General features: G+C 72.4%; 10 protein-coding genes. 4 read left to right on the top strand and 6 right to left on the bottom strand.

What is annotated here, in order from left to right; translation table 11 throughout:
* Positions 1-180: 180 nt before the first annotated feature.
* Positions 181-1,128 (top strand): LuxR family transcriptional regulator, encoded by a 948-nt coding sequence (locus tag ACGFT2_RS27090; RefSeq protein ID WP_393282792.1) that lies wholly within the window; start codon positions 181-183, stop codon positions 1,126-1,128.
* Between the two features lie 124 nt (positions 1,129-1,252).
* Here the strand turns inward: ACGFT2_RS27090 and ACGFT2_RS27085 are convergent, their stop codons facing one another.
* From ACGFT2_RS27085 to ACGFT2_RS27060, 6 genes are read right to left on the bottom strand one after another with little or no spacing between them, the layout of a single operon-like run.
* On the bottom strand, positions 1,253-1,930 hold the full coding sequence (locus tag ACGFT2_RS27085) for a TRM11 family SAM-dependent methyltransferase (protein ID WP_393282789.1): 678 nt from the start codon (positions 1,928-1,930) through the stop codon (positions 1,253-1,255).
* A 4-nt stretch (positions 1,931-1,934) separates the two neighbouring features.
* Complete coding sequence (locus ACGFT2_RS27080) at positions 1,935-3,200, bottom strand: MFS transporter (RefSeq protein ID WP_393282786.1); 1,266 nt, start codon at positions 3,198-3,200, stop codon at positions 1,935-1,937.
* Positions 3,197-4,552 carry an acetyl-CoA carboxylase biotin carboxylase subunit family protein gene (locus tag ACGFT2_RS27075; protein ID WP_393282784.1) on the bottom strand — a complete coding sequence of 452 codons (1,356 nt, stop codon included), beginning with the start codon at positions 4,550-4,552 and terminating at the stop codon, positions 3,197-3,199. The genes ACGFT2_RS27080 and ACGFT2_RS27075 overlap by 4 nt, the downstream gene beginning before the upstream one ends.
* Positions 4,549-5,850 carry an ATP-grasp domain-containing protein gene (locus ACGFT2_RS27070; protein ID WP_393282781.1) on the bottom strand — a complete coding sequence of 434 codons (1,302 nt, stop codon included), beginning with the start codon at positions 5,848-5,850 and terminating at the stop codon, positions 4,549-4,551. The genes ACGFT2_RS27075 and ACGFT2_RS27070 overlap by 4 nt, the downstream gene beginning before the upstream one ends.
* A complete protein-coding gene (locus ACGFT2_RS27065; RefSeq protein ID WP_393282778.1) occupies positions 5,840-6,487 on the bottom strand; it encodes a serine O-acetyltransferase in 648 nt (215 codons plus the stop codon). Before ACGFT2_RS27065 ends, ACGFT2_RS27070 begins: the two co-directional genes overlap by 11 nt.
* Positions 6,484-7,470, bottom strand: a complete 987-nt coding sequence (locus ACGFT2_RS27060; RefSeq protein ID WP_393282775.1) for a PLP-dependent cysteine synthase family protein — start codon at positions 7,468-7,470, stop codon at positions 6,484-6,486. The genes ACGFT2_RS27065 and ACGFT2_RS27060 overlap by 4 nt, the downstream gene beginning before the upstream one ends.
* 232 nt (positions 7,471-7,702) lie before the next feature.
* Here ACGFT2_RS27060 and ACGFT2_RS27055 point away from each other — a divergent pair, with 232 nt between their 5' ends.
* The 3 genes from ACGFT2_RS27055 (at position 7,703) to ACGFT2_RS27045 (ending at position 13,391) form a co-directional block, all read left to right on the top strand.
* On the top strand, positions 7,703-11,653 hold the full coding sequence (locus ACGFT2_RS27055; RefSeq protein ID WP_393282772.1) for an amino acid adenylation domain-containing protein: 3,951 nt from the start codon (positions 7,703-7,705) through the stop codon (positions 11,651-11,653).
* On the top strand, positions 11,641-11,865 hold the full coding sequence (locus ACGFT2_RS27050) for a tautomerase family protein (protein ID WP_393282769.1): 225 nt from the start codon (positions 11,641-11,643) through the stop codon (positions 11,863-11,865). Before ACGFT2_RS27055 ends, ACGFT2_RS27050 begins: the two co-directional genes overlap by 13 nt.
* A gap of 179 nt (positions 11,866-12,044) precedes the next feature.
* Positions 12,045-13,391: a condensation domain-containing protein gene (locus ACGFT2_RS27045; protein ID WP_393282766.1), complete on the top strand. Its 1,347-nt coding sequence runs from the start codon at positions 12,045-12,047 to the stop codon at positions 13,389-13,391.
* Positions 13,392-13,403 lie beyond the last annotated feature (12 nt).

Raw genomic sequence — 13,403 nt, 5'->3', positions numbered from 1 at the left:
CATGAGGGTGCCGGGGTTTCGGGACGACAGGGGGGAATCGGATACCTGCAGCCTTTCGACGGCTGCCCGGTACTCCTGCCGATCTCGCCCGGCCACGCGTCAGGGCGGGGCTCACCGCCTTCCGGTCACACCCTCGCGGCCGTGAACGGTCTCCTCCTCGTCCACGGAAAGGATGACGGCATGAGCCCACACAGCAGGCCGGCACGACCGACCCTCTCCCCCGCCGACCCACCGGTGGAGTCACTGCTGCGGATCGCCGACCAGCTCAGCATCCTCGAGCGGTACGCCACCGAGACCGCCGGCCGGCTGGTCCTGTCCGAGGGCTCCGGCGACAGGGGCGCCGAGGCACCGGGGACCATCCGGTACATCGACGATCCGGCGGCCGTCCAGGACGCGGTCGACGAGGCGCTGTGGCGGGCCCGGCACGAGATCCTGATGGCCCAGCCGGACGTCCCGGGTCCCGGGACCGGCCCGGACGGAGCCCATGCGGTGATCCGCGACCCGCTGACCCGCGGCGTCGCCATGCGCACTCTCTTCCAGCACAGCTCACGGTTCTCCGAGCCGACGAAGAGGTACGTACAGCGGGTCATGGAGTACGGCGTGGAGGTGCGTACGCTCCCCGAGTTCTTCGACCGGCTGATCATCGTGGACGGCGAGACCGCGTTCATCGCCGGCGGCGAGCACCGCCCCGGCGCGGTGCTGATCCGGGACCGCGCCGTCGTCGCCTTCCTCGCCGACGTCTTCGAGAAGGCCTGGGTACGGGCCGGACGGTTCCCGTTCCGTCCGGTGCGGGCGGCGGACGCCGCCGGCGAGGTCGTGCCCGACCTGCGCCGGGCCATCAAGTCGCTGCTGATCGAAGGCCGTTCCGACAAGGCGATCGCCCGCCGCCTCGGCATGAGTCTGCGGTCGGTGCAGGGGCACATCGCGGCCCTGCGCGAGCAGTACGGCGCCCAGCACCGCTTCCAGCTCGGCTACCGGATGGCCCGCGAGGAGTACGCCGGCCCGCACATCCCGCCGGCCGAGTACGCCACCGCGCCCGTCGCACCGGCCGAGTCCGCCCCGGAACCGGGGCCGGCGACGCACGTCCCGGCCCCGGTCCCGGCCCCGGCCTACGAGGAGGTCTCCTGACGACGGGCACGCGGCACCGGGCAGCGCCGCCGCCGACGGCCCGGCCACGCGGTACCGGGCGGAAGCCGCCTTCGGCGACCGGCCGGGTGGCCGGACGCGGCGGTGGCGGTCCGGGCCCGGCGTCTCAGTCATCCTTCCGGGCCATCAGCAGATACTCGTGCGACCGGTTCGTGCGCATCGGGTCGTCGTCGTCCTTGACCGGCCAGTCGTAGAGGTGGACGCGCTCGTCCCCCAGCGTCAGATGGCGGCCGAGCACGCGTGCGGCGTCCCAGGCCAGCGGGACGAACCGGTCCGCGATCCGCCGGTTCTGCACGGCGATGACCGCGTGGGCGCCCGGGCGCATCACCCGTGCGACGGCCGCGAACGCCTCGTCGAGCGCCCCGAGATAGACGTCGTAGTCGCGCAGCGCGTACATCTGGCCCGGGTCGGGGGCGTCCACGTCCAGGGCGGTGCCGAAGTACGGCAGGTCGCACAGGACCAGGTCCACGGTGCCGGGCTCGAGCGGCGGCTTGCGGGCGTCGCCGCACAGCATGCGCTGCTCCGGGTAGCGTGCGACGCGCCGCTGGGCCTCCCGCGCGCGGGACGGGTTGATCTCGACGCCGACCCCCAGCCGCCCCTCGGCCGCGCAGGCCACCAGGGTGGTGCCCCATCCGGCGAACGGATCGAAGACCAGGTCGCCGGGCTCGGTCAATTCGGTGATCAGCGGCCGCAGCTGGCTGACGAGGCCGCTCTGTCCGGCGGTCGCCTCCTCGGCGAACTCCGGGTCTTCCGCGCCGAGCACGCGCCAACTGGAAATCCCCATGGGGTCACGCAACCTTTCTGGTGGAGCCGGTCCGGGAGACGGCCGGTACGGTCTCGGGCGGTACCGGATGCACCGCGGCCTGCGGCAGCCGGTGCTCCAGGCGCAGCACGCCCAGCGCGGAGCCCGTGGTGGCCGCCGCGAGGAGCAGCCACATGCCGGTGGGCGACAGCGACAGCAGGGCCGTGAGCACCGTCGGGGCGAGCGCGATGGGCACCGCCCACGACAGCTGGTACACGGCGAGGTGACGGCCGCGGGTCTCCTCCGGCGCTGCCTGGGCCACCAGGGCGGAGGCCGTGGCGCCGTGCAGCAGCTCACCCGCGGTGAACGCGGCGGTCGCGGCGAACACACCGGCGATCAGAGCCGCCCCGGTCGACAGACTGCCGAGCACCGCGAAGGTGACGAAGGACAGCGCGAAGACACTCGCGCCGAGCGCCACCGCACGCGTTCTGCGGTATCCGACGAGGACCCGGGTGACCGGGATCTGCAGCAGCGCGATACCGACCGTGTTGACCGCGTACAGGATGCCCACCAGCGAGACGGGAGCGTCGAGTTCACGGGTGATGTACACCGGGAGGGCCACGGACAGCACCATGTACGCGAAGGCCGTCGGGATGTTCAGCAGCGTCAGGCCCAGGAACGGGCGGTTGCGTGCCACCATCCGGTAGCCGCCCTTGCGGGAGACCCGGGCGCCCGCCGGCTGTGCCGGGGCGTCGGTGCGGATCGTGCTGAGCAGCGCGCCGGAGAGCAGATAGCCCGCGGCCGCGCCGAGCACGACGTAGTAGAAGCCGGAGTCGTCGAGGGCGAGGGCGGCGCCCGCGAGCAGGCCGCCCAGGCCCAGCCCGGCGTTGCGCAGGCTGCGTTGCAGGGCGAGCAGCTTGTCCCGCTCGGTGCCGCGCACGATCTCCGCCACGAAGGACTGGATGGCCGGCGGGTAGGAGGTGTCGCCGAGGGCGACGGGCAGCAACACCGCGAACATGGTCACGCCGTTGTCGACCAGGGGGTAGGTGCAGAACGCCGCGGCCCGCAGCACGTATCCGCCCACCAGGACGGCCCGGGCGCTGAAGCGGTCGATGAGGACCCCGGCGACCGGGTTGCTCACCAGGCCGATCACCGAGGCGGCCGTCACGATGGCGCCGACCCGGGTGAGCGACAGACCGGTGACGTGGTGGAAGTACAGGAGTGACAGCGGCAGGTACATGCCGCTGCCGGTAGCGTCCACGACCATGCCCAGCATGTACTTGACGCGGACGGACGACGGTTTCCGCGTCATGACGCCTCCGCCTGCTCGGTGCCCGGCTCGCGCCCGGCCGGTGTGAGGTCCTCGGGGGGCGGCACGATCTCCGTCGCGGCGATGATCCGGTCGCCGAGGGCGCGCAGTCTGCGCTCGCACTCGGCGCGGGTCGGGGCCGAGCCCACCGCGGCCGTGAGGAAGTCCGCCGAACCCGAGGCGGGGGCGATCACCTGCCCCTCCTCGGCGAACAGCCAGAAGCCCTTCACCCAGTCCTCCGCGGGGCGGGCGGGCAGGGAACGTACCAGGCCGGGCCGCTTCATCGTGAGTACCTGCCCCGACATGCAGCGTGGCCGCGGTGGCCCCCCGTCGCCGGTCGCGCCCTCGACCACGGGCAGGGAGAGGCCGGCCTCCGCGCGGGTCACCTGCACGGCCAGCTGGACCCCGAAGAGGGTCTCGAAGACCTCCCGGATCTTCGCGCCGCCCGAACGGGCCGCGATCTCGCAGAGCACCAGGCGGTCGTCGGGCGTGTGGAAGACCTCCGCGTGGAAGGCATGGGTGCGCAGCCGGCCACCCTCGGGTTTCAGGGCCGCCAGGGTCTGCTCGACGAGCGCGAGCAGCCGCGGGGTGAGCGGGTCGTCCACGTCCAGGGTCAGGTCGACCCGGGGCCCCGGGTCGGCCCCGAAGGAGGCCAGCTCGTACTGGTACTGGGAGGGCCAGGCCGCCACGGTGCGGCCGTCCACCACCAGGCCGTCGACATGGCACATCCGCCCGGGCACGTAGGCCTCGACGAGCAGGTCGTCCCGGGCACCGTCCCGGTAGGCCGACGCGAGCCGCGACTCCAGCCCGTCCCGGTCGGCGATGACGCTCAGGCCGATGGAGTTGTACCCCGAGCGGTGCTTGAGCACCACGGGGAAGCCGTGCCGTTCGGCGAAGTCGCGGGCCTGTCCGGCGGTGCCGGGCACGATGTGCGGGGCGACCTCGATGCCGGCCCGCCGGGCCAGCTCCTTCATCAGGGCCTTGTCGCGGAACGGTGCGATGTCCGCGCTCCACGCGCCGTCGAGACCGAGGCGTTCGCGCAGCCGGGCGGCGAGCGCGATGTCCGCCTCGTGGTGGGCGATGACGTGGGTGATCCGGTACTTCTCGGCGAGGGCGAACGCGCGGGCCGGCACCGCTTCGTCGTCGAGGGTGCCGAACAGCTCCAGGTGGGTGAAGTCGTGGTCGGCGTCGCCCGGCACGTCCTCGCCGGCCAGCTCGATCTTGTCGCGGGCGGCGAGTACGACGACGTCGCCGCCGTACGGCGCCCGGTCGCCGATGCCGGGAGCGTCGCCGTCGAGCCAGCGGCGGTAGGGGAACGCGGCGAAGGGGTTGCGGTGCAGGATGAGGACGCTCATGCCGGGATCACCGTCCGGTCGCTCACCGCGGCCGCTTCGGCCAGGCCCGGCCGGCCGTCGGGGTCCTTCACCCGGACCTTCACCACGTCGCCGACGAGTTCGGCGCCGCGCCGGATCGCCGCCGTGGTGTCCTCGCCGGTGACGGCGACCAGGCCGAGGCGGTCCCAGTTGTCCCGCAGGGGCCGGACCGTCTCCCCGGGTTTGGCGCTGATGCGCACCGCGAGCACGTCGGCCAGGGCCTGCGCCTCGGTGACACCCTCCACCGACTCCACGATGTCGCCCGGCCGTCCCACCAGGGACCGCACGGCGGCGCCGCCGTGCGGCTCGGGCCGGTCGGGGAGTTCCCCGGCCAGGCCGAAGGGCGCGGCGAGGGCGAGCTTGACGGTGTCGATGCCGTAGACGCTGTGCACCAGGTCGGGGATGGCGTCGCCGGCGATCCGGTTGTGGCTCTCGATGACACGCGGGCCGCGGCCGCCGATCCGGATCTCGGTGTGGCACACGCCGTCCTTGACGCCGAGCCGGTCCAGGAACCCGCCGACGGCGCCGCGTACCCGCTCCTCGACCGCGGTGCCGAGCCGGGCGGGGACCGCGTGGCCCAGTTCGGCGAAGTGGGCGGGGTCGGTGAACTTCTCGGTGACGGCGATGACGACGTGGCGTCCGGCGGAGCTGAAGGACTCCACGCTGTACTCGGGGCCGTCGAGGTACTCCTCCATCAGGAAGTCCTGCAGCAGCATCAGCGTCGAGACCCGGTCCGTCCTCGTGCCCGTGAGCCGCCGCACCTCGGCCCAGACCCGGTCGGCGTCGGCGGGCCCGTCGAGGCGGTGCACGCCGATGCTGGCGGTGGCGTCGGTCGGCTTCACGATGAAGGGGTAGCCGTGCCGCTCCCCGAACCGGTCCAGGTCCTCGCGAGCGCGCAGCGGCCGCGCCCGGACCGCGTCCGGGTCGAGCCCTGCCAGGTGCTCGCGCATGACCACCTTGTCACGGAAGCGCCGGGTCACCTCGTAGCCGGTGCCGCCGAGGCCGAACAGGTCGTTGACGCGGGCGGCGTTCTCCAGTCCCGGCTCGGTGATCGAGGTGGCGGCGGCGAAGCCCGGGGTCTGCCACAGCCGTTCGGCGATCGGCCGGACCAGGTCCCAGCGGGTGTAGTCGACGACCTCCACCAGGTCGGCGAGGCGCTCCTGCTCGGCGTTGATCTTGGTGGGGTGCTGCAGCAGCAGTACGTGCAGTCCCAGCTGCTTCGCCTTGGCCACCGTTTCGTCGGTGGCGCCGACGAGGAGCAGTGAACGCTCAGGATTCATGGGTCCGTTCCGATCCGTTCCGGTGTGGGGGCTGCTCGTCCGCGCGCGGGCCGGCCGCGGCGGCGGGGCGTCCGGGCACGTGGCTGGCGACGGCCTGCGGGGCGCGTACGTGGCCGCCCTTGGGTACGTCGCCGAGCACCAGGGACATCGCGCCGATCAGGGCGTCGTCGCTGATGGTGATGGGCCCGAGCAGGGTGGCTCCGGCGCCGACCGTCACGCCGTTGCCGAGCCGCGGATGACGCCGGGCGCCCGGCCGGGCGTGCTCCTGCTCGTGCCACCAGCCGAAGGAGCCGAGCGTGACCTGGTGGAAGAGCGAGACGTCGTCACCGATGACGGCGGTCTCACCGACCACGACCCCGCTGCCGTGGTCGACGAAGAACCGCCGGCCGATCTGGGCGCCCGGATGAATGTCGATGCCTCCGGTGAGCACCTTGGTGGCGGTGGAGACCAGCCGGGCGGAGGTGTAACGGCCCTGCCGGTAGAGATAGTTGCCCGTTCGGTGGCCCAGCAGGGTCAGCACGGTGGGGTGCAGCAGCGCCTCGGAGCGGGAGCGGACCGAGGGATCACGGGTGACGACGACGTCGAGGGTCTCCCGGATCCGCTGGAGCAGCGAGCGCCCGGCGCGCACGGTGCTCACCGGACCGGCTGCGAGGCGGGGCCGGCCCCAGGCCCCGGCGTCCGGTCCGCCTCGGGCCACCAGCTGAGGTAGCGCTCCCCGGTGTCGGGGAACACGGTGACGACGGTGGCGCCCGCCAGGTCGTGCCGGCGTGCCAGTTCCACGCAGCCGTGGGCGGCGGCGCCGGAGGACACGCCGACCAGCAGCCCGGTGCTGGCGGCGATGGCGCGGGTGGTGGCGGCGGCGTCCTCGTCCGCCACGACGATCACCTCGTCGATGACGTCGACATCGGTGACCGGGCTGGTGAATCCGCCGTTGAGGCCGGGGATCCGGTGCGGTCCCGGCTCGCCGCCGGAGAGCAGGGGCGAGCCGGCGGGCTCGACCGCCACGACCCGCAGCCGCGGGTTGCGCTCGCGCAGGTAGTGGGCGATTCCGGTCAGGGTGCCGCCGGTGCCGACGCCGCACACCAGATGGTCGACGCGGCCGCCGGTGTCGCGCCAGATCTCCGGGCCGGTCGTCTCGTAGTGGGCCCGTACGTTGTCGGCGTTCAGGTGCTGGGCCGCGTACCAGGACCCGGGGGTCTCGGCGTGCAGTTCCTCGGCGCGCTCCACACAGCCGGCGAAGCCGAGGGTGTGGTCGGTGAACTCGACCTCGGCACCCAGCATCCGCAGGGTCAGCAGGCGCTCCCGGGAGGCGTTGTCGGGGAGCACGATCCGGCAGGCGTAGCCACGGGCGGCGGCCAGGGCGGCCAGGGCGATCCCGGTGTTGCCCGAGGTGGACTCGACGACCGTCCCACCGGGCCGCAGCGCCCCGGACTCCTCGGCGGCGCGCAGCATGAACAGGGCGGCCCGGTCCTTGATGCTGGACAGCGGGTTGGCCGCCTCCAGCTTGGCCAGCACGTGCGCGTCGGCGGGCAGTCCGGGCAGAGCCAGCCGGAGCATCGGGGTGTCGCCCACGAGTTCCTCGAGCGAGCCGACGACACCGGCGGTGGTTGTTCGGGTCACGGGCCCCTCCGGATCTGTTCCGCTCGACACCGGCCATGGGTGTCCGTGTGCTCCCGCACTTGGCATGTGCTCTGCCAAAATCTGCCGCTCCCCGTGCTCCATGGCCACGCCGTCCATGGTTCGGGTTGCCGCACTGCACTGATTGCGGGGATCCCTCGTCGCGCCTGGCCTGGCTCAAATCCGTACGTTCGAGCGCAAGGTCGAAGACCGATTCGCATACGGGGGTACGTAGATGAAGACCCGGGACGCCACCGAGACATGCCTGCCCGATCTGCTGGGCGCGCAGGCTCTCGCCCGCCCCAACGACATCGCCGTGATCCACGAGGGGGAATCGCTCACCTTCCGTGAACTGGCCGACCGGGCCGAGGACGTGGCACGTTGTCTGCACCACCTGGGGGTCGGCGCGGACGTCGGCGTGGGGCTCTTCGTCGAGCCCTCGCTGGACCTGATGATCGGCGCCTGGGGGATCCTGCGCGCCGGCGGGGCCTACCTGCCGCTGTCCCCGGACTACCCGGAGGAGCGCATCCGCTACATCGCTCAGGACGCCCGTCTCGGTGTGGTCCTCACCCAGGAGGCCCTGCGGCACCGGCTGGCGGGGTTCCTTCCCGGGGGCACGGTCGTCATCACCCTCGACGACGTGGTGGAGTTCGCCAAGGGCCGGCCCGAGACGGATCCGGCCGAGCTGCCCGCGGGTCCGCGGGCGGCGGATCTGGCGTACATCATCTACACCTCGGGCAGTACCGGCCGGCCCAAGGGGGTGATGATCGAGCATCGCGCCATCGCGCACCAGATGCACTGGCTCGCCGCCGAGTTCGGGCTCGACGCGGGCAGGACCGTCCTGCAGAAGACGCCCGTGAGTTTCGACGCCGCGCAGTGGGAGATCCTGGCGCCGGCGTGCGGCAGCCGGGTCGTGGTCGGCTCCGGCGGCATCCACCGCAATCCCACGCGTCTCATCGAGACCGTCACCCGGCATGCCGTCACGACGCTGCAGTGCGTGCCCACCCTTCTGCAGGCCCTCGTCGAGACCGAGGAGTTCGGGCGCTGCACGTCGCTCACCCACCTCTTCAGCGGCGGCGAGGCGCTGTCCCGGGCGCTCGCCAGGGAACTGACCCGGACCCTGCCCGAGGCCACGCTGGTCAACATCTACGGGCCCACCGAGTGCACCATCAACACCTCGGCGCACACGGTCGATCCCGCCACCCTCGACGAGGGGCCCGACGCCGTGCCGATCGGCACCCCCGTGCCGGGCCTGCGCTACCACATCCTGGATGCCGGGGGACGGCCCGTGGGGCCCGGCGAGACCGGTGAACTGCACATCAGCGGCATCCAGCTGGCCCGCGGTTACCTGGGCCGGCCGGAGCTGACCGCGGACCGCTTCGCGCCGATGCCGGCATCGCTGCCGGCGCCCGGGGCCGCACCGGGCGCGGACACGGGCGGTGCGACCGCGGGGGCCGGTCACGAACGGCGGTACCGCACCGGTGACCTGGCGCACTGGAACACCGACGGCACCGCCCAGTTCGTGGGCCGGGTCGACAACCAGGTCAAGCTGCGCGGCTTCCGGATCGAGCTGGACGAGATACGCCTGGCCATCGAGACCCACGACTGGGTGAAGAACGCCGCGGTGCTGCTGCGCACCGACCGGCGCAGCGGCACCCCGAACCTGGTCGCCTGCATCGAACTGAGCCCGCGTGAGGCGGCCTTGATGGACCAGGGGGTGCACGGCGAACACCATGTGTCGAAGTCGTCCAAGCTCCAGGTCCGGGCCCAGCTGTCGAACCCGGGCGTGCGCGACGCGGCCGATCTGGCCGGGCGGCCGGCCGTGCGGCTGCCCGGCGCGGTCGCCGGTCCCGGGCACCGGCGCCGGGCCTTCGCCCGCAAGACGTACCGCTTCTTCGAGGGCGACCGGCTGGAGGCGGCGGACGTGCTGGCGGCGCTCGGGAGGCGCACCCGGGGCACCGGTTCCCGCCGCCCCGAAGAGCTGAGACTGACCGAACTGGGCGACATCCTGCGCAACTTCGGGCAGTTCCTGAGCGAGGAACGCCTGCTGCCCAAGTACGCCTACGCCTCCCCCGGCTCCCTGTACCCGACCCAGCTGTACCTGGAGCTGGCCGGGATCGAGGGGCTGGCCGCGGGCACCTACTACTACCACCCGGTCGACCACGAACTGGTGCTGGTGCGCCCCGGTGAGACGGGCGCGGCCCCCGGGGTGCGGGTGCACTTCATCGGCCGCAGGTCGGCGATCGAGCCGGTGTACAAGAAGAACCTCCAGGAGGTCATGGAGATCGAGGCCGGGCATATGGCCGGGCTGTTCGACGAGGTGCTGCCGGCCCACGGCCTGGCCCTGGACGAGGCGCCGTACGACGCCGGCCCGGCGCGACTGCCGGGCTGTGCCGCGGACGACCTGCACCTCGGCTCCTATGTGCTGGTGCCCTGGACCCCGGCCCGCGCCACGGCACCCGCGCACGACTCCCTCGACGTCTACGTGCAGTTCCATCCGGGCAGCGAGGCCGGTCTGCCCAGCGGCCAGTACCGGTACCGGGCGGGGAGGCTGCGGCGGATCAGCGACGAGCTGATCCTCAAGCGCCATGTGGTCGCCATCAACCAGGCCGTGTACGAGCGTTCCGGCTTCGGCGTCACACTCGTCAGCCGCGCCGCCGAGCAGGGCAGGGAGCGGCGGAGCTACCTGGATCTGGGCCGCGGGCTGCAGCACCTGATGATGAACCTCTCCAACCTCGGCTTCATGTCGGCGGGCTACAGCTCCCGCACCGGGGACGATCTGCCGGCGGCGCGGCGCATGGCGGCGATCCTGCGGGAGACGGGGCGGCCCGCCGGGCCTTCGTACTTCTGTGTCGGCGGCACGGTGAGCTGGGAGCAGATGCGGCACGAGGGCATGCACGAGGACCAGGTCCACATGAAGGGCCCGGAGGAGCTGATCCGGGAGGATCTCCTCGCGTCCCTGCCCGAGTACATGCTGCCCGGTCAGATCCTGATCCTGCCCGAGCTGCCGCACACCCCCAACGGCAAGGTGGACGTGCGAGCCCTGGAGCGGCATGTCGACGAGGCGGCCGAACACGCCCCGCCGGTGGTGGGGCCGCGCAACCGGGTCGAGGTCCGGCTGTGCGAGCTGTGGAAGGCGGCGCTGAAGCGGGAGTCCGTCTCCGTGCACGACGACTTCTTCCGGCTCGGCGGCAACTCGCTGATCGCGGTCGCGCTGGTCAAGCGGATCAACGAGGCGTTCGGCTGCAGCATGCCGCTGCAGCTGCTGTTCGAGGCGCCGACGGTGGCGAAACTGGCGGAGGCGGTGAGCGCCCGGGCCGCCGTCGTGGCCTCCCGGCTCGCGCCGCTGCGCGCCGAGGGCGGCAAGCCGCCGGTGTTCTGCTGGCCTGGGCTCGGCGGCTTCACGATGAACCTGCGGCTGCTCGCCGCCCGCGCTCCCGGGGAACGGCCGGTCTACGGCGTCCAGTCGCACGGCATCAACGAGGGCGAGACGCCGTTCTCCTCCATCGAGGAGATGGCCGCCGCCGATGTCGTGGCGCTGCGGCGGGTCCAGCCGACGGGTCCCTACACCCTGTGGGGTTACTCCTTCGGCGCGCGGGTGGCCTTCGAGACGGCGTGGCAGCTGGAGCGGTCGGGCGAGCGGGTGGAGCAGCTGTTCCTGCTGGCACCGGGGTCGCCGCGGGTGGCCGGCGCCCCGCGGACGGCGCCGGGCGCGGCGGTTGCCGACTTCACCGATCCCGTCTTCACCACCATCCTCTTCTCCGTCTTCGCCGGCACGACGAGCGGCCCGGGCCTCGCCGAGTGCCTGCACGAGGCGACCGACGCGGAGGGCTTCGCCCGGTTCGTCGACCGCCGGTACCCGCAGCTCGATCCGGCGCTGATCCGCCGGGTGGTGACCGTGGTCCGCCGCACCTACGGGTTCACCTACGAGCACGTCGACCCGGCCGCACGCCGGGTCTCGGCGCCCGTCACGGTGTTCCGCGCCCGGGGCGACGAACCCTCCTTCATCGAACGCGCCCCCGGCCACACGGCGGCTCCGCCCAGCATCGTCCAGCTGGAGACCGACCACTACGGGGCGCTGCGCGATCCGGGCGTCGACGAGCTGGCCAAGGCGCTGCGGCGGGCCACACCACGGCCGGCGGGCTCGGCGACACGACAGACAAGGAAGCTCTCATGCCTCACGTGACCATTCAGCACTTCCCGAAGTCCCTGACCGCCGGGCAGTTGTCCCGGCTGGTGGAGCAGGTGACGGCAGCCGTCCAGGAGGCGTTCGAGGTCGAGGAGCCCGCGGTCTCCATCGCCCTGGCACCGGTCGCCCCCGAGGACTGGGACACACAGGTCTACCAGCCCGGGATAGCCGCACACCGGGAGGAGCTGGCGAAGGCACCGGGCTACTGACCGGCTTCCCGGCCCGGGGGCTCGAATTCGTCAACGGCCAGGCGTTCGAGGATGATGTGTGCGCACGCAATGACGCCCTGAGGAAAGGCAGTCCGTTGGCCGAAGGCAGCTCCCGGCAAGTGGCTTCCGAGTCGCCGAGAACATCCGGCGACGCACGTTGGGAGAACCTGAGGGAGGTGATGAAGAGGGCGCGGCGACTGGACGGAACCGCTGTTCCCGCCGACGGCCCCGCCCTCCTCTCCTACGGCCAGGAGCAGCTCTGGGCTCTGTTCCGGTACTTCCCCGACTCCAGCTCCTCCTACAACATGTCCCGCGTCTACCGCCTGGACGGGGAGGTCGACGCGCAGGCGTTGCAGTTCGCGATCGATGAGCTGGTCGACCGGCACGAGAGCCTGCGGACGGCCGTTCGGGAGACCGGGGACGGCCTGCGGCGGGTCATATCCGGAGCAAGGGCCGAACTGTGCGTGGAGGACGTACGGCACCTGCCCGACGATCAGCGGTACGAGAGTGCGCGGCTGCTGTGCCGGAACGCGGTGGCCCGGGAATTCGAGCTGGAGCACGCACCTCTCATGCGAGCGCTGCTGGTGCGCATGGCGGACTCGCGGTGGCTGTTCGTCCTGGTGGTGCATCACATCGTCTGCGACGGCTGGTCCTGGGCGATCATCCACCGCGAGCTGTCCGCGGCCTACGGCGCCGCGGTGTCCGGCCGGGCGGACGCACGGGCGGCACGGCTGGTGCGACCGTACTCCGCCTTCGTGACACAGCAGCGGGGCCGGCGCCAGGACGCGGAGTTCCGGAGGTCGCTCGGGTTCTGGGTCGACTACCTGCGGGACATTCCTCCGGCGTCGAGCATCCCCGAGGACAAGGAGATGGACCCGCCGAACTTCCTCGGCGACAGTCACGTGGTGCGTCTCGGCGAGAAGTCGAGCGATGCGGTGCGCCGCGCCGCGGTGCACCACGGGGTCACGGCGCCGACGGTGCTGCTCGCCGCCTTCGCCCGGCTGATGCAGGAGGAGTACGGGCACGACGAGGTGGTGCTCGCGCTGCCCTTGGCGAACCGGATCGGCTACGGCATGGACGACACCGTCGGCTACTTCGTCAACACGCACGCCATCAGGATCCGGGCCGCCGAAAACCCCGGCGCGGCCGGTCTGATGGCCGAGACCGGCCGGCAACTGGCCGACGCCTTCCGGCACCAGGAGGTCCCGCCCATGGTGGTGGAGGAGGAACTCCTGAAGACTTCCGCCGGGGACCAGATCGCCCTGGCCTTCCAGACCATGTTCGTCTCCCTCGGACAGCAGCGCGTCGCGCTGGAACTCGACGGCGCCGAGGTCTCGTTCGAGCCGGGGTTCCGGACCGGCCGGACGAAGAACGACCTGGCCCTGATCACCTACGAGGTCGATCGGGAGATCGTCTGCCACTTCGAATATCGCACCGATCTCTACGAGGAGGGGACGATCGCGGGGGCTGCCGAGGCCTACCGGAGGATCCTGGCGGGGCTGACCCGCCTGCCCGCGGGCGAATGAGAGGGGTGCCCG

The organism is Streptomyces sp. NPDC048514, assembly GCF_043199955.1.
GTDB lineage: Bacteria > Actinomycetota > Actinomycetes > Streptomycetales > Streptomycetaceae > Streptomyces.
Note: the sequence above shows the minus strand (reverse complement) of the source record. Positions and strands in the feature narration are given on the sequence as shown.

Coding starts and splice junctions, on each gene's coding strand:
- ACGFT2_RS27090 (WP_393282792.1), top strand. CDS start 181: ATGAGCCCACACAGCAGGCCGGCACGACCGACCCTCTCCCCCGCCGAC.
- ACGFT2_RS27085 (WP_393282789.1), bottom strand. CDS start 1,930: ATGGGGATTTCCAGTTGGCGCGTGCTCGGCGCGGAAGACCCGGAGTTC.
- ACGFT2_RS27080 (WP_393282786.1), bottom strand. CDS start 3,200: ATGACGCGGAAACCGTCGTCCGTCCGCGTCAAGTACATGCTGGGCATG.
- ACGFT2_RS27075 (WP_393282784.1), bottom strand. CDS start 4,552: ATGAGCGTCCTCATCCTGCACCGCAACCCCTTCGCCGCGTTCCCCTAC.
- ACGFT2_RS27070 (WP_393282781.1), bottom strand. CDS start 5,850: ATGAATCCTGAGCGTTCACTGCTCCTCGTCGGCGCCACCGACGAAACG.
- ACGFT2_RS27055 (WP_393282772.1), top strand. CDS start 7,703: ATGAAGACCCGGGACGCCACCGAGACATGCCTGCCCGATCTGCTGGGC.
- ACGFT2_RS27050 (WP_393282769.1), top strand. CDS start 11,641: ATGCCTCACGTGACCATTCAGCACTTCCCGAAGTCCCTGACCGCCGGG.
- ACGFT2_RS27045 (WP_393282766.1), top strand. CDS start 12,045: ATGAAGAGGGCGCGGCGACTGGACGGAACCGCTGTTCCCGCCGACGGC.